The sequence below is a fragment of the Streptomyces sp. NPDC047014 genome (genome assembly GCF_040644195.1).
Taxonomy (GTDB): Bacteria; Actinomycetota; Actinomycetes; order Streptomycetales; family Streptomycetaceae; genus Streptomyces.
The window spans coordinates 25,136-40,094 of record NZ_JBEYVX010000041.1 but is presented as its reverse complement, the minus strand read 5'-3'; the positions used below and the strand labels follow the sequence as shown (position 1 = coordinate 40,094).

Here is a 14,959-nt window from a genome sequence, read left to right as displayed (position 1 = left end):
GGGCCGCAGCAGGGGCGGGCCGAATGGATGACCCCCGGCTCCGCCCGAGTGATCGAACAAGTGTTTCGCACGTGTATTCGAATTGCTCTATGGTGGAAGCGGGGGTGGTCGAAGGAGTGGTGCTACGAGCGAGGCAGGAGGCCGCGGGTGCCCGGTTTTACGCATCTGCACACCGTTTCGGGGTTCTCCGTGCGCTACGGGGGCTCGCACCCGGAACGGCTGGCGGAGCGTGCCGCCGAACGGGGCATGGACGCCCTCGCGCTGACCGACCGCGACACCCTCGCGGGCGCGGTCCGGTTCGCCAAGGCGGCGGCCGGGGCGGGGATCCGGCCCCTGTTCGGCGTGGACCTGGCCGTCGCGGCCGCCCCCGGGACACCCGCCTCCGGTACGCCCGGAACACCCGCGGCCGCCCCCGGTGCACCCGCGGCGGGCCGCGCCGGGCCGGGGGGCCCGACGAACCCCGCCGCGGGCCCGGCCGCCGGCCGGGCGAATGCCACCCGCCCGCGCGCCGGCCGTACGGCCCCCGACGCCCCCGCCCAGGCTCCGTACCGCCGCCGCACCCCCGTCAAGGGCGGCGCCTTCCTCGACGAGTCCGCCGCGCGGGCCGTGTTCCTCGCCCGGGACGGGGCCGCGGGCTGGGCCGGGCTGTGCCGGCTGGTCACCGCCGCCCACGCGGGCGGGCCCGAGGTCCCGCTCGTCCCCTGGGAGGCCCTGGACGGGGAGGGCGTCCTCGTGCTCCTCGGCCCCGGCTCCGAGGTGGGCCGCGCCCTCGCCGCGGGCCGCCCCGACCGCGCCGCCCGGCTGCTGGCGCCCTGGCGGGAGGTCTACGGCGACGCGGTGCGCCTGGAGGCCGTCCACCACGGCCGCGCCGGGACCGGACCCGGCTCGCTGCGGCTGGCCGCCCGTACCGTCGGCTTCGCCGCCGAGCAGGGCGTCCGGGCCGTGCTCACCAACGCCGTCCGCTACGCCGACCCCGGCCAGGGCCCGGTCGCCGACATCCTCGACGCGGCCCGCCGCCTGGTCCCCCTCGACCCCCGGAGCCGCGCGTACCCGCTCGACAGCGGCGAGCGCTGGCTCAAGGCACCCGCCGCCATGGCCGAGGCCGCCGATCTGATCACCCGCGCCGCCGGGCTGCGGCCCGCCGACGCCCGGCGGCTGCTCGCGGAGACCCGGCGTACCGCCGAGGCGTGCTCCGTCGACCCCGAGGACGACCTCGGTATGGGCTCCGTCCACTTCCCCGAGGCCCGGCTCGTCGGCGCCGACCGCCGCAGCGCCCAGCGGGTCCTCGCCTCCCGCGCCTCCGCGGGCATGGTGCTGCGCGGCTACGCGGGCGACCGCGGCTACTGGGAGCGGATGCACCGGGAGCTCGACATCATCGCGTACCACGGTTTCGCCAGCTACTTCCTGACGGTCGCCCAGGTCGTGGACGACGTCCGGGAGATGGGCATCCGGGTGGCCGCCCGCGGCTCCGGCGCCGGCTCCCTCGTCAACCACCTGATCGGGATCGCGCACGCCGACCCCGTCGAGAACGGCCTGCTCATGGAGCGCTTCCTGTCCAAGCGGCGGCGCGTCCTGCCCGACATCGACATCGACGTGGAGTCCGCCCGCCGGCTGGAGGTCTACCGGCGGATCATCGAACGGTTCGGCGTCGAGCGCGTCGCCACCGTCTCCATGCCCGAGACCTACCGGGTCCGGCACGCCATCCGGGACGTGGGCGCCGCCCTGTCCATGGACCCGGCCGCCGTCGACCGGCTCGCCAAGGCGTTCCCGCACATCCGGGCCCGCGACGCCCGCACCGCGCTGGCGGAGCTGCCCGAGCTGCGCGGCGTACGCGAGGAGTCGCACGGGCGGCTGTGGGAGCTGGTCGAATCGCTGGACGCGCTGCCGCGCGGGGTCGCCATGCATCCGTGCGGGGTGCTGCTCTCCGACGCCTCGCTGCTCGCCCGTACGCCCGTGGTGCCCACCAGCGGCGAGGGCTTCCCCATGTCGCAGTTCGACAAGGAGGACGTGGAGGACCTGGGGCTGCTCAAACTGGACGTGCTGGGAGTACGGATGCAGTCCGCGATGGCGCACGCGGTCGCGGAGGTCCGGCGCGGTACGGGCCGCGTGCTCGACCTGGACGACCCGGCGCAGGTGCCGCCGGGCGACGGGCCCACGTACGAACTGATCCGCTCGGCCGAGACGCTGGGCTGCTTCCAGATCGAGTCGCCGGGCCAGCGGGACCTGGTGGGCCGGCTCCAGCCGGCCACTTTCCACGACCTGGTGGTCGACATCTCCCTCTTCCGGCCGGGGCCGGTGGCCGCCGACATGGTGCGGCCCTTCATCGAGGCCCGGCACGGCCGGGCCCCGGTCCGCTTCCCGCACCCGGACCTGGCCGACGCGCTGCGCGAGACGTACGGGGTGGTGGTCTTCCACGAGCAGATCATCGAGATCGTGCACGTCATGACCGGCTGCGGCCGGGACGAGGCCGACCGGGTGCGGCGCGGGCTGTCCGACCCCGGCTCGCAGGCGCGGATCAGGGTCTGGTTCGCGGCGAAGGCGGCCGAGCGCGGCTATCCGGCGGAGGTGATCGGCCGGACCTGGGAGATCGTCGCGGCCTTCGGCAGCTACGGCTTCTGCAAGGCGCACGCGGTGGCCTTCGCGGTGCCCACCTACCAGTCGGCGTGGCTCAAGGCGCACCACCCGGCGGCCTTCTATGCCGGGCTGCTGACCCACGATCCGGGCATGTACCCCAAGCGGCTGCTGCTGGCCGACGCGCGGCGGCGGGGCGTGCCGGTGCTGCCGCTGGACGTGAACCGGTCGGCGGCCGACCATCGCATCGAACTGGTGTCCGGTCCGGAGGAGGTGTGGGGGCTGCGGCTGGGCCTGTCCGACGTGCACGGCATCAGCGAGGCCGAGACGGCCCGGATCGAGTCCGGCCGGCCCTACGCCTCCCTGCGCGACTTCTGGGACCGCGCCCGGCCGGGCCGCCCGGTGGCCGAACGGCTCGCCCAGGTCGGGGCGTTGGACGCCTTCGGCGCCAACCGGCGCGACCTGCTGCTGCACCTGGCCGAACTGCACGGCGCGCAGCGGGCCGCCGGGCTGCGCGGCCCCCAGCTCCCGCTGGAGGGCGGCCGGTCCACCGCCTCCGTCGGACTGCCCGACCTGACCGACGCGGAACGGCTCAGCGCCGAGCTGGGCGTCCTCGGCATGGACACCTCGCGGCACCTGATGGGCGACTACCACGCCTTCCTGGCCGAGCTGGGGGTCGTCCCCGCCACCCGGCTGCGGGACGCCGAGCACGGCCGGACCGTCCTGGTCGCGGGGGCCAAGGCGGCCACCCAGACCCCGCCGATCCGGTCCGGGAAGCGGGTGGTCTTCACGACCCTGGACGACGGGACGGGCCTGGTCGACCTGGCCTTCTTCGAGGACAGCCACGAGCGCTGCGCGCACACCGTCTTCCACTCCTTCCTGCTGCTGGTACGGGGCGTCGTGCAGCGCCGGGGCCCGCAGAGCCTGAGCGTGGTCGGGGCGGCGGCGTGGAATCTGGCCGAGCTGGTGGAACTGCGGGCGCGGGGCGGCCTGGACGCGGTCGCGGCCCGCCTCGCCGAGCCGCCGCCCGCCCCCGCCGGGGCGGAGGAACCCGCGCGGCCCGGCCGTACGATCCGCATGTCCACGGGGTACGAGATGAACCCGTGGGCCGACCTCCAGCCGCCCGGCACCGGCCCCGCGACGGGCCGCAGGCTGTGGCACTCCAGCCCGGGGAGCGCGGGATGAGCGCCACGGGAAGCACCGCCGGAAGGGCCACGAAGAGCGCCACCGGAACCACCACCGGAAGCGCCACAGGAGGCGCCGCCGTGATGTGCCTGCGGCTGCGCCCCGCCGACGGGGGGCCGCTCGGGGCCCGGGAGTACGCCGGGGTGCTCGCGCTGCTCGGCGGGATCACCCCGGCCGTGCAGGCCCTGCCGCCCGACGCCGCCCTGGCCGATGTCCGGGGCGCGCTGCGCTACTTCGGCTGCGACGCGGTCCGGCTCGCCGCCGTGATCCGGGTCCGGGCCCTCGCCCTGCACGGGGTGGACGCCGCCGTCGGGGTGGCGGGCAATCCCATGCTGGCCCGCGCCGCCGCCCGCCGGGCCGGGCCCGGGGCCACCCTGGTCCTCCCCGAAGAGCCCGCCGCCGTACGGGAGTTCCTGGCGGACCAGCCCGTCGTCACCCTCGACGGGGTCGGGCCGAAGGCCGCCCGCGTCCTGTGCTCCTACGGCCTCGACTCCGTCGGCCGGGTCGCCGCCGCCCCGCCCGCCGCCCTGCGGCGGATCCTCGGCGCCCGGCTCGGCCGGGAGGTGCACGAGCGCGCCCTCGGGATCGACCGGACCCCCGTCCGGCCGGGCGCGGCCGCCCGTACCCTGGCCGCCGAGCGGCCTTTCGACCGGGACGAGGTGGATCCCGTACGGCATCGCCGGGCGCTGCTTTCGCTGACGGAGGAGCTCGGTGCGAAGCTTCGTACACAAGAGGGCGGGCAGGTCTGCCGTGCCCTCGCGCTCACCGTCCGGTGCGCCGACCGGACCACCCTCACGCGGACCCGCACCCTGGCCGAACCCACCGCGCACTCGGCGGTGCTGACCGCCACCGCCTACGCCCTCTACGCGGGCCTCGGCCTGCAACGGGCCAGGGTCCGGGCGCTGTCGCTGCGCGCCGAGGAGCTGTTCCCGGCGGAGCGGGCCGCGCGGCAGCTGAGCCTGGACCCCGGGGACGAGAAGGCGCGCAGGCTGGAGGCCGTCACGGACGAGGTCCGCGCGCGCTTCGGGCCGGGGGCCATCGCCCGGGGGACGCTGGCCGCCTGAGGGCCGGGCTTTCGGCCTGTCGGACGACACGTCAGTTTTTACCGACGCGTAACTTCCCTGTTTTGCTACTCGCCCGTAATTTGACGGCAGCAGCGCCCCCTTGTGATCCGGATCACGGGACGAACCCCCACGCTCATCCCCTTGAGTCGACCCGCAAGGAGATCACCCGATGCTGCCCTGGAGACGTCTGCTCCGCCCGCTGGCCGTCCTCGCCCTCACCGCCGCCGCCCTCGTCGCCCCCACCGGCACCGCCCAGGCCGCCGCCGCCCCCAGCAGCGGCTGGAACAACTGGTCCTGCAAGCCGTCCGCCGCGCACCCGCGCCCCGTCGTCCTCGTCCACGGCACCTTCGGCAACTCCTGGGACAACTGGCTCGGCCTCGCCCCCTACCTCGTCCACCGCGGGTACTGCGTCTACTCGCTCGACTACGGTCAGCTGCCCGGCGTGCCCCTCTTCAACGGGCTCGGCCCCATCGACAAGTCCGCCGAACAGCTCGACGTCTTCGTCGACCGGGTGCTCGCCGCCACCGGAGCCGCCAGGACCGACATCATCGGGCACTCGCAGGGCGGCATGATGCCGCGCTACTACCTCAAGTTCCTCGGCGGCGCCCAGAAGGTGAACGCGCTGGTCGGGCTCGCCCCCGACAACCACGGCACGACCCTCCTCGGCTTCACGAAGCTGCTGCCCTACTTCCCCGGCGCCGAGCACCTGATCAGCACCGCGACGCCGGGCCTCGCCGACCAGATCGCCGGATCGGCCTTCCTGCAGAAGCTGAACGCGGGCGGGGACACCGTGCCCGGGGTGAAGTACACGGTCATCGCGACCAAGTACGACGAGGTGGTCACGCCCTACCGCAGCGGCTTCCTGGAGGGGTCCAACGTGCGCAATGTCGTACTCCAGGACCTGTGCGCCCTGGACCTGTCCGAGCACGTGGCCATCGGGCTCACCGACCGCATCGCCTGGCACGAGGCGGTCAACGCGCTCGACCCGGCGAACGCCGAACGGACCACCTGCGCCTCGGTCTTCGACTGAGTCGAGCCGACCGGGTGGGGGGCGCGCAGGTGGTCCGGTTCATGGGGCGGGCGCGTTACGGGCGCCCGCGTCGGCCCGCCGCCGTCGCACGGCGGCGGGTGACGGCGAACAGCACCGCCGCGCCGACGGCCAGGGCGCCCGCCCCGGCGATCGCGATCGACGGGGTGGCGCTGTTGCCGCCCGTCTCGGCGAGGTTGCCGCCCGCCGGGGCGGACGGGGCTCCCTGGGCCGTGATCGGGGAGGCGTCGGCGCCGGACGCGCCGTTGGTCTTCGGGTCGTTGTCGCCGTGCCCGTTGTGCTCGACGCTGGACTTGCCGGCGCCGTCCGCGATCTGCTGGTCGGTGGGGGCGGAGGGCTTCTCGGCGGGCTGGTCGGCGGGGGACTGCTCGGAGGAGGGCTTGTCCGAGGGCTTGCCGGAGGGCTTGTCGGTGGGCTTGGTGGTGCCGCCGCCCGGCTTGGTGCCCGGAGCGGGGACCGTACCGCCGTTGCCCCCGCCGCCGCTGCCGCCGTTGTCCTTGCCGAAGACCACGTCCGAGCAGGTGTAGAAGGCTTCCGGGCTGTCGGAGCGCTGCCAGATGCTGTAGACGAGGTGGCGCCCGGACTTCTTCGGGACCGTCCCGGAGAAGACGTAGTCGCCGTTCTGCATGCCCGGGTCGGTGACCTTGGCGAAGGGGGCGGCCTCCAGGTCGGACCACTTGAGCGGCTTCGTGGGGTCGTAGCCGTCCTTCGTCATGTACAGCTCGAAGGAACCCCGGTGCGGGGCCGTCCCCTTGTAGCGGAAGGTGTGCGCGCCCGCGGTCATCGGGCTGGCGGGCCAGTCGGCGCGGGCCAGGTCCAGACCCCGGTACTTGGAGTTGCCCGCGGAGCAGAGCTTGCCGTCCGGGATCAGCGAGCGGTGCTTGCCGGCCGCGTTGGCGATGTTGACCGCGTTCCAGTCGTAGAGCGCCTGCGTGCCGCTCGCCGCGACCGCCGCCTTGCACGCGGCGGAGCGCGGGGACTCCGGGCCCTCCGCGTAACACGCGGCCACCCGGCTGACCGGGTCCGTCATCGAGCCGTGCGCGGCCGCGGGGGCGGCGGTGTACGCGGCGAGCGCGAGCGGGGCCAGCGCGACGGCGGCGACACGGGTCGGCGTCACGGTACGGCGGCGTGCGGACATGGGTGGATCTCCTTCGGGCGCGAGACAGGGGCTCACCAGCGGTCGGGGCGGTGCGGCGCCGCCCCCCGGCGGCACCGTCTCCGGCCCTCCGCTGGCTCAGCCAAGCTAGCCCGCCGCACCCCGCGTTTCGCCTCGCCGGAGCCCCCTGAGGGGATCCTTAGGCTCCGCTTAAGGAAGGGGTAAGAGGGGGATCAGGAACGGCTGTTCTACCGCAGGAGGGCGGGCAGGCCCTCCGGGGTGCGGGCCTGCTCGTCCAGGGCGTCGAGGGCCCGGACGGCCCGGGCCGCCGCCCGCGGGTCGGTCCGGTCGAGGCCGCTCGCGGCGAACTCGTCCTCGTCCAGACGTAGTACGGGGCCCCCGTCCGCGGGGACCCACAGGTCGAGGTCCAGGTCCTCCACCAGGATCTCGCCCTCGCGCACCATCGCCGGGCGCGTGACATCGCAGTACCAGCCCTTGAGGACGCCGTCGGCGGTCCGGACCTCCTTGACCGCGTACCAGCGGGTCCGCCAGAAGTACTCGACGAAGACGTCGCCCGGCTCGAAGCGCACGAAGCCGAAGTCCCTTACGCCCTCGGCCGCCCAGGGCGCGCGGACGGTGATCCGGTCGCCGTCGTCGGCGACCCGGGTGGCCGGGTAGCGGATCTTGGTGCGGCCGGCCTTGGTCAGGTGGACGGTCAGGAGGGCGCTCATGCCGTGCCCAGCTTCCTCGTGAAGCGCGTCTCGGTCGCGCAGACCGCGTAGCCGAACCATTCGTTGATGGCGAGCATCGGCCCGTTGCCCGTGTCGTTGCCGGTGAACGCCTCGGTGCAGCCGGCCGCGCGGGCCCGGTGCAGGGAGGCCGTCTTCGCGAGCTTGGCCAGCCCGCGGCCGCGGTAGGCGCGCCGGGTGCCGGTCATGGCCGAGCCGTAGCGTGCGGCGCCGTCGGTGCGGGCGGCCGAGAAGGAGGCCACCGTGCCGTCGACGAGGACGACGGCGGTCAGCTCCTTGTCGAGGGAGGGGTTGTTCCAGGTGTGCGCGAGCCAGTCCTCGTAGTCCGCCAGCTCCACCGCCAGATCGCCCGGTTCGTCGGAGGTGGACTCGGCGTCGGCCTCGAAGAGGGGCCGCGGGTCGCCGGCGAAGGCGGAGGCGGGCCGCAGCTCCACCCCCGGGGGCAGAGCGTCGGGCAGCGGCGGCAGCGTGGCCGCCGCCAGGTCCAGGCGCAGGAAGTGCGCCGAGCGGCCGGGGCGGTAGCCGTGCCGTTCGGCGAAGGCGCGGTGGGCGGGCTCGTCGAGCACCCAGGTGTACACATCGGTCGCGCCGAGGGCGGAGAGGTGGTCCTCGGCGGCGCGCAGCAGGGCCCGCCCGGCGCCGAGACCGCGGCGCGCGGGGTCGACGTACGTATTGGCATAGCCCTGTCCGGGCTCCGGGCTGTCGTGGGCGATGCCCACCCGGGTGACGCCGACGACCTCGCCGTCCGGGGTCTCGGCCACGAGGAGACGGTGGTGGCGGGCGGGATGGGCGGAGGCGACCTCGAAGGCCGTCTCCCGCGCATCGGTGATCATGAACGGCAGGGCTGCCCGGCGCACCCGTACGACGGACTCCAGGTCGCGGGGGTCGGCGGGCCGGAGGTCGCGGATCAGAACGGTCATGCGCCGGACGTTACGGGCGGCTGTGGGGCCGCGCCTCCGAATTACCGGCCGATGGGGGACAATCGGCCGCGTGAGCTCGACGAACCTGAAGGTCACCATCGACGGCTCGGCCGGATCGGCCGCCCCGTACGAACAGCTGCGCGCGCAGATCGCGGACCGGGCCCGCACGGGGCGGCTGCCCGCGGGCTTCAAACTGCCGACGGTGCGCGGCCTGGCGGAGGAGCTGGGGCTGGCCGCCAACACGGTGGCGAAGGCGTACCGGGCGCTGGAGGCGGACGGCGTGATCGAGACGCGCGGCCGGAACGGCACCTTCGTCGCGGCGGCGGGTGACGCGGCGGCCCGTGAGGCCGCGGCCGCTGCCCAGGCGTTCGCGGACCGCGCGAAGCGGCTGGGCCTCCCCCTGGCCGAGGCCCGCGCGGCAGCGGAAGCCGCCCTCCGCGCCCGGTACGCGCAGTAGCGCCGCGGCACGCCTCGCGGCCCCGATCGGCGGTGCGGCCCGCCCGCCGGTCCCGCCGGGCCGGGTGGCGGCAGCGCGGCGCCTCTCATGGTGCCGCCCCGGCAGCACGGCCGGCCGCGCCGCACGCCCCGAAGTCCCGCCGGGCGGCTACAGGTACAGCCCCGCCTCCGAGTGGGCTTGCGGCGGGAGCACCGCCGCCGGGCCCGTGCCGCGGCGGAGGGCGAACAGCTCGGCCAGGGTGGCGCCCTCGCGTGGGACGCCCTCGTCCGTGCCCAGCCACTCCACCGCCTCGCCGTGGGTCAGCCGGCCGACCTCGATACGGGCCAGGCAGCGCCCGGGCCGGACCACCGCCGGGTGCAGCCGCTCCAGGTCCTCGTTGGTGGTCACGCCGACCAGGACGTTGCGGCCCTGCCCGAGCAGCCCGTCCGTCAGGTTCAGCAGCCGCGACAGCGCCTGCCCGGCGGTGTGCCGGGCCTCGCCGCGGATCAGCTCGTCGCAGTCCTCCAGCAGCAGCAGCCGCCAGCGGCCGCGCGCCGTGCCCTCGTCCTCGCCGATCGCGATGTCCATCAGGTAGCCGACGTCGTTGAACAGCCGCTCCGGGTCCAGGACACAGTCCACCTGGCACCAGTCCCGCCAGGACCGGGCCAGCGTCCGCAGCGCCGAGGTCTTGCCCGTGCCCGGCGGCCCGTGCAGCAGCAGGAGCCGGCCCGCGATGTCGTCCGGGGTCACCTTCATCAGCCGGTCCATCGCCCCCGCCACCGGCGCGGTGTAGTTGGGCCGGACCTCCGCCCAGGTGCCGGCGGCGATCTGCCGGGTCGTCCGGTACGGCCCGCGGCGCGGAGAGACGTACCAGAAGCCCATCGTGACGTTCTCCGGCTGCGGTTCGGGCTCGTCCTGCACGTCCTGCGTGGCCTCGCCCAGCACGCTCGCGGCCAGTTCGTCGCTGACCGCCGTCACCGTGACGTCCGCGCCCCGGCTCCAGCGGGACACGAGCATCGTCCAGCCCGTGCCCTCGGCGAGCGTGGCGCTGCGGTCGCTGTCGCGCGCCGAGCGCAGCACGGTGGCCTCCGGCGGCAGGAGGGTGGCCTCCGCCTTGACCCGTTCGATCGACACGCTGTGCGAGTAGGGCTGCTCGCCGGACGCGAACCGTCCGAGGAACAGCGCGTCGACGACGTCCGAGGGTGAATCGCTGTCGTCGACGTTGAGGCGGATCGGCAGCGCGTCCTGCGGGTTGGCTGACATGGCGCCCATGATCCGGCACGCGATGGCCTCATGCACCCGTGTTTCGCCGGATCGGGTGCGCGAGTCCCCCTTCAAACGCGGCGGGGGTGAAGATTCGCCCCGCGATTCCACCCCGAACATTCTTGGCATGGACACTTCCGGGAAGCGGCGGCTGCTTGTACCACGGACTCAGGAGTAACCCCCACAAGGAGCCGCACACACATGAGCATGAGAATGTCGCGCTTCGCTGCCCTCACCTCCTCCCTCCTCCTCGCCGCGGGCGCCGCCCTGTTCGGCGCCGGCCAGGCGTCCGCCGCCCAGGCCGACTTCGGCTACGTCGCCCTCGGAGACTCGTACTCCTCGGGCGTCGGAGCCGGCAACTACGACAGCGGCAGCGGCAACTGCAAGCGCACCAGCCGCGCCTACCCCGCTCTGTGGGCCGCCGCCCACTCTCCCCAGAGCTTCGCCTTCACCGCCTGCTCGGGCGCCCGTACGGGTGATGTCCTCTCCGGCCAGCTCGCCCCGCTGAACTCCGGCACCGACCTGGTCAGCATCACCATCGGCGGCAACGACGCCGGATTCTCCGACGTCATGACGACCTGTGTGCTCCAGTCCGAGTCCACCTGCGTCAACCGCGTCAACCAGGCCAGGTCGTACGTGACCTCCACCCTCCCCGGTCTCCTCGACCAGGTGTACAACGCCATCGACAGCCGGGCCCCCAACGCCCGCGTCGTCGTCCTCGGATACCCGCGCTTCTACAAGCTGAACGGCACCTGCACCACCGGACTGACCGAGGGCGAACGCTCCGCCATCAACGGCGCCGCCGACCACCTCAACGCCGCCATCGCCAAACGAGCCGCCGACCACGGCTTCACCTTCGCCTCGGTCGCGGGCGCCTTCACCGGCCACGAGATCTGCTCCGGCAACGCGTGGCTGCACAGCGTCAACTGGCTGAACATCGGGGAGTCCTACCACCCGACCGCCGCCGGACAGTCCGGCGGCTACCTGCCCGCCTTCACCAACGCCGCCTGATCCGCGCCACCGGTAACAGCACCACCGGCATCCGCACCACCGGCATCCGCACCACCCGTGTCCGGCCCGCCGGCCACCGGGCTCTCCGCCGGGCTCTCCCCGGGGCTCGCCCCCGGGGACTCCGCGGTGCTCGGCACCGGTGAGGCGGGCGCCGGGCTCGTGCCGGGGGAGGAGGCCCCGCCCGTCGGGGTCTCCTCCACGCACGTCATGGAGGTCCCCACCCACTCGGTGGCCAGCTCCGCCGGCCCGCGCAGCTCCAGCCGGACCGCGTCGTCGAAGACCGCCCCGGGCACGTGCGTGAGCTCGGTGTGCTCCAGCTCCCGGCTCCTCGGCCCGTCCGCCGCGTACGTGACGGACTGCCAGCCGGGGCCGGACGTACGGCCGCTGCGCGTCGCCCAGCGGTACTCCAGCACCACCGGCAGCCGCTCCACCCCCACCGTCGCGGTGAAGGCGGGTGCCTGCCCGGCGGGCGGCGGACAGCTGCCGCGGTATGCCGAGCGCACCGCCACCACGTGCACGCTCAGGTACTGGCCCTCGCCCGCCGGGACCGAGGCCGAGGCGGTGGCGGCCGGGGGAGCGGACGCGGCCCCGGTGGTCCGGGTACCGGTGGCCGGCCCCGTCGGGGCGCCGCTCCCGGTCGGATCCCCGCCGCCCGGACCGCCCCTGAGGAGCAGCCAGACCACCGCGGCCACGGCGAGCAGCATCACCGCGATCCCGGCGGCGAGCAGCGGCCCGGCTCCGCTCCGGCCCGCCGCGCCCGCGGGCCTCGGCGCGAGGGGCAGCGGCGCGGGCAGGGTCGGCGTGGGCGGCGCGGGCAAGGGCCGCGTCGGCGACGGCGGCGTATGCCCTCCGTACGGGCCGCCGCCCCGCGGGTCCGGCCCAGGGCCGCCCGCGGTGGCCGCCGGGGCCGGGTCCGACGCCGGGCCGCCGGGATCCCGTACGGCACCCCCCGCGCCCACCACCCGGAGCATCCGGGCCGCCTCCGCCGCGGGCAGCCGCTCCGCCGGGTCCTTGCGCAGCAGCCCCTCCAGTACGGGCGCCAGCGCCCCCGCCCGGCGCGGCGCGGGCGGTTCCGCCTCCACCACGGCCCGCAGGGTGTCCAGCGGGGTGGCCCGCCGGAAGGGCGAGACCCCCTCGACGGCGGTGTACAGCAGCACGCCGAGCGACCACAGGTCCGCTCCGGGGCCGGGATCCCGCCCCGCCGCCCGCTCCGGCGCCAGGAACTCGGGGGAGCCCACCACCTCCCCGGTCATCGTGATCGCCGAGGAGCCCTCCAGGCTGGCGATGCCGAAGTCGGTCAGCACCACCCGACCGTCGTTGCCGATGAGCACGTTCGCCGGTTTCACGTCCCGGTGCAGCACCCCGGAGTCGTGCGCGGAGCGCAGCGCGGCCAGCACCTGGTCCCCGAGGTGCGCCGCCCGCTGCGGGGGCATCGGCCCCTCGGCCTCCAGTACGTCCGCCAGCGAGAGGCCGCGGACCAGCTCCATGACGATCCAGGGTCGGCCGCCGTCCGAGGCCACGTCGTAGACCGTGACCACCCCGCGGTGCGAGATCCGGGCGGCGGCCCACGCCTCCCGCTCCAACCGCCGGTACATGCGCTCCAGTTCGGCGGCGGCCAGTCCGGCCGGCGCGCGCACCTCCTTGACGGCCACATCACGGGCCAGGACCTCGTCGCGGGCACGCCAGACGACGCCCATTCCGCCGCGGCCGATCGGCTCCAGCAGCCGGTAGCGGTCCGAAATGACCCGATCGGGGGGCGGTCCGCCACCGGACTCCGCGCTTGTTCCCGACACGTTCCCACTCATGCGTGCGCCCCCATGTGTGTTCCTGTGCGCCCGTGCGTGATGCGGCGGTCACTTCAAGTTAGCGCAGAGTTCCCCCGGTGGCCCCTGCTGTGACCTGACGGGTGAAAGGGCCTCCCGATCCACCCCATTTGTGCGGAGAGTGACGGTCGACTCCGCTGAGTAACCGTCAACTCCCGCTCGCCACAGGGGTAATTCACACCACCGGGATACCCGAGCGCGTTGCGGGGGCGATAGGGTTAACCTGCCCGGGCCGGGTGCCCTCGTACGGGTGGGGAGAGATCATGGAACAGATAGCAATGCGCAGCAGGCCGCCCCGCGTGCCTGCCATCACCTGCGGCAGCAGTGCGACCAGCTCGCGCCTCGACCGCCATCTCGCCGTGCTGGGCGGACCCGCCGTCCCGCACCGGGAGGCCGCGGAGGCGACGTCGCTGATGCGCGAGCTCACCTCCCGCGACCACACGCACCGTCTGCGGAGCCGGAGCGCGCGCGTCTCGCTCTTCGCGCCGCTGCGCCGTCTGCGTCGCACGCTCTTCGGCAGCCGCCGCTCGTAACCTTCCCCGTACCCGCGGCCGTTCGTCTCCGCGGCCACCGGCCACCCGGCCCTACGCGATCACACCGTCCCGGCGCAGTTCCGAGATCTGCGTGCCCGCCATCCCCAGGGCACGCAGCAGCGCGTCGGTGTGCTCACCCAGCGCGGGCACCGCACCCATGTGCGGTGCCGCGCCGCCCGGCAGCACGATCGGCGGCAGCAGCGCCCGCAGCGGACCCACCGGCGAGCCGACCTCCCGCCAGCGGTCCCGCGCCGCGAGCTGCGGATGCCCGGCCAGCTGCGTCACCGAGTTCAGCCGCGCGCAGGCGATGCCCGCCGCCTCCAGCCGCCCGATCGCCTCGTCCGCGCCCAGCCCGGCCAGCGCCTCGGCCACCACGGCATCGGTCTCCTCCCGCCGCGCGGTGCGCGCCGTGTTCGTCGCGTACGCCGGATCCCCGGCCAACTCGGGCCGCTCCAGCACCTGTTCCGCGAGCCGCCGCCACTCGCGGTCGTTCTGCACCGACAGCAGCACCCGGTCCCCGTCCGCCGTCGGATAGGCGTCGTAGGGCGCGATGACCGCGTGCGCGAGGCCGGTGCGCGCCGGCTGCTGCCCGCCGTGCAGGGTGTGGTGCAGCGGATGCCCCATCCACTCCGCGAGCGCGTCCAGCATCGACACCTCCACCGGACCCCCGCGCCCGGTGGTCCCGCGGCGCAGCAGGGCGGCCAGGATCCCCGAGAAGGTGTACATGGCCGCCGCGATGTCCGCCGCCGGGATACCCGCCTTGACGGGCTCCTCCGGGGTTCCGGTCACCGACACCAGCCCCGCCTCGCACTGCACGAGCATGTCGTAGGCGCGCTTGTGGGCGTACGGTCCCTGCGCGCCGTAGCCGGAGACGTCCACGGCGACCAGCCGCGGGTAGCGCGCGCACAGCGCGGCCGCGTCGAGCCCGAGCCGGGCGGCGGCGCCCTGCGCGAGGTTCTGCACGAACACGTCGGCGCCGGCGAGCAGCCCGTGCAGGACCTCCCGGCCGCGCGGGTTCTTGAGGTCGAGCGCGATCGACTCCTTGCCGCGGTTGGCCCAGACGAAATGCGAGGCGAGGCCGTGCGCGGCGGTGTCGTAGGCCCGCGCGAAGTCCCCGCCGTCGGGCCGCTCGACCTTGATCACCCGGGCTCCGAGATCGGCGAGCTGCCGGGTGGCGAAGGGCGCCGAGACGGCCTGCTCGACGGCGACGACGGTGATCCCGTCCAGGGGAAGCGGTTCAAGACTCATGCCCCCTCCCTA

At 74.9% G+C, this 14,959-nt stretch carries 12 protein-coding genes; 6 read left to right on the top strand and 6 right to left on the bottom strand.

The window, feature by feature from the left end:
* Positions 1-147: 147 nt before the first annotated feature.
* The 3 genes from dnaE to ABZ873_RS21620 all read left to right on the top strand — a co-directional run bounded on the left by dnaE (position 148) and on the right by ABZ873_RS21620 (position 5,850).
* Positions 148-3,756 (top strand): DNA polymerase III subunit alpha, encoded by a 3,609-nt coding sequence (gene dnaE, locus ABZ873_RS21630; RefSeq protein ID WP_360874415.1) that lies wholly within the window; start codon positions 148-150, stop codon positions 3,754-3,756.
* A gap of 83 nt (positions 3,757-3,839) precedes the next feature.
* The gene (locus ABZ873_RS21625) at positions 3,840-4,820 is read left to right on the top strand and encodes a hypothetical protein (protein ID WP_360874462.1); all 981 of its coding nucleotides are present in this window, start codon (positions 3,840-3,842) and stop codon (positions 4,818-4,820) included.
* A 169-nt stretch (positions 4,821-4,989) separates the two neighbouring features.
* Positions 4,990-5,850 carry an alpha/beta fold hydrolase gene (locus tag ABZ873_RS21620; RefSeq protein WP_360874412.1) on the top strand — a complete coding sequence of 287 codons (861 nt, stop codon included), beginning with the start codon at positions 4,990-4,992 and terminating at the stop codon, positions 5,848-5,850.
* A gap of 55 nt (positions 5,851-5,905) precedes the next feature.
* Here the strand turns inward: ABZ873_RS21620 and ABZ873_RS21615 are convergent, their stop codons facing one another.
* The 3 genes from ABZ873_RS21615 to ABZ873_RS21605 form a co-directional block, all read right to left on the bottom strand.
* Entirely contained in the window at positions 5,906-7,006 is a 1,101-nt protein-coding gene (locus ABZ873_RS21615) for a lytic polysaccharide monooxygenase (RefSeq protein WP_360874409.1), read from the bottom strand.
* 206 nt (positions 7,007-7,212) lie between these two features.
* Positions 7,213-7,695 (bottom strand): DUF402 domain-containing protein, encoded by a 483-nt coding sequence (locus ABZ873_RS21610; protein ID WP_360874407.1) that lies wholly within the window; start codon positions 7,693-7,695, stop codon positions 7,213-7,215.
* Entirely contained in the window at positions 7,692-8,633 is a 942-nt protein-coding gene (locus ABZ873_RS21605; protein ID WP_360874404.1) for a GNAT family N-acetyltransferase, read from the bottom strand. The genes ABZ873_RS21610 and ABZ873_RS21605 overlap by 4 nt, the downstream gene beginning before the upstream one ends.
* A gap of 70 nt (positions 8,634-8,703) precedes the next feature.
* Here ABZ873_RS21605 and ABZ873_RS21600 point away from each other — a divergent pair, with 70 nt between their 5' ends.
* Positions 8,704-9,090 (top strand): GntR family transcriptional regulator, encoded by a 387-nt coding sequence (locus ABZ873_RS21600; protein WP_360874401.1) that lies wholly within the window; start codon positions 8,704-8,706, stop codon positions 9,088-9,090.
* 147 nt (positions 9,091-9,237) lie between these two features.
* Here the strand turns inward: ABZ873_RS21600 and ABZ873_RS21595 are convergent, their stop codons facing one another.
* A complete protein-coding gene (locus ABZ873_RS21595; protein WP_360874398.1) occupies positions 9,238-10,332 on the bottom strand; it encodes a DUF5925 domain-containing protein in 1,095 nt (364 codons plus the stop codon).
* A 207-nt stretch (positions 10,333-10,539) separates the two neighbouring features.
* Here ABZ873_RS21595 and ABZ873_RS21590 point away from each other — a divergent pair, with 207 nt between their 5' ends.
* The gene (locus tag ABZ873_RS21590; protein WP_360874459.1) at positions 10,540-11,343 is read left to right on the top strand and encodes an SGNH/GDSL hydrolase family protein; all 804 of its coding nucleotides are present in this window, start codon (positions 10,540-10,542) and stop codon (positions 11,341-11,343) included.
* On the opposite strand, the gene ABZ873_RS21585 is transcribed toward ABZ873_RS21590, so the two are convergent.
* Positions 11,313-13,040: a serine/threonine-protein kinase gene (locus ABZ873_RS21585; RefSeq protein WP_360874456.1), complete on the bottom strand. Its 1,728-nt coding sequence runs from the start codon at positions 13,038-13,040 to the stop codon at positions 11,313-11,315. The genes ABZ873_RS21590 and ABZ873_RS21585 overlap by 31 nt on opposite strands.
* A gap of 389 nt (positions 13,041-13,429) precedes the next feature.
* On the opposite strand from ABZ873_RS21585, the gene ABZ873_RS21580 reads away from it, so the two are divergent.
* A complete protein-coding gene (locus ABZ873_RS21580; RefSeq protein ID WP_360874394.1) occupies positions 13,430-13,699 on the top strand; it encodes a hypothetical protein in 270 nt (89 codons plus the stop codon).
* A 51-nt stretch (positions 13,700-13,750) separates the two neighbouring features.
* Here ABZ873_RS21580 and ABZ873_RS21575 read toward each other — a convergent pair whose 3' ends face one another.
* Positions 13,751-14,947: a CaiB/BaiF CoA-transferase family protein gene (locus ABZ873_RS21575; RefSeq protein ID WP_360874391.1), complete on the bottom strand. Its 1,197-nt coding sequence runs from the start codon at positions 14,945-14,947 to the stop codon at positions 13,751-13,753.
* Positions 14,948-14,959: the final 12 nt, after the last annotated feature.

Coding starts and splice junctions, on each gene's coding strand:
- ABZ873_RS21625 (WP_360874462.1), top strand. CDS start 3,840: ATGTGCCTGCGGCTGCGCCCCGCCGACGGGGGGCCGCTCGGGGCCCGG.
- ABZ873_RS21620 (WP_360874412.1), top strand. CDS start 4,990: ATGCTGCCCTGGAGACGTCTGCTCCGCCCGCTGGCCGTCCTCGCCCTC.
- ABZ873_RS21615 (WP_360874409.1), bottom strand. CDS start 7,006: ATGTCCGCACGCCGCCGTACCGTGACGCCGACCCGTGTCGCCGCCGTC.
- ABZ873_RS21610 (WP_360874407.1), bottom strand. CDS start 7,695: ATGAGCGCCCTCCTGACCGTCCACCTGACCAAGGCCGGCCGCACCAAG.
- ABZ873_RS21605 (WP_360874404.1), bottom strand. CDS start 8,633: ATGACCGTTCTGATCCGCGACCTCCGGCCCGCCGACCCCCGCGACCTG.
- ABZ873_RS21595 (WP_360874398.1), bottom strand. CDS start 10,332: ATGTCAGCCAACCCGCAGGACGCGCTGCCGATCCGCCTCAACGTCGAC.
- ABZ873_RS21590 (WP_360874459.1), top strand. CDS start 10,540: ATGAGAATGTCGCGCTTCGCTGCCCTCACCTCCTCCCTCCTCCTCGCC.
- ABZ873_RS21585 (WP_360874456.1), bottom strand. CDS start 13,040: ATGGGCGTCGTCTGGCGTGCCCGCGACGAGGTCCTGGCCCGTGATGTG.
- ABZ873_RS21580 (WP_360874394.1), top strand. CDS start 13,430: ATGGAACAGATAGCAATGCGCAGCAGGCCGCCCCGCGTGCCTGCCATC.
- ABZ873_RS21575 (WP_360874391.1), bottom strand. CDS start 14,947: ATGAGTCTTGAACCGCTTCCCCTGGACGGGATCACCGTCGTCGCCGTC.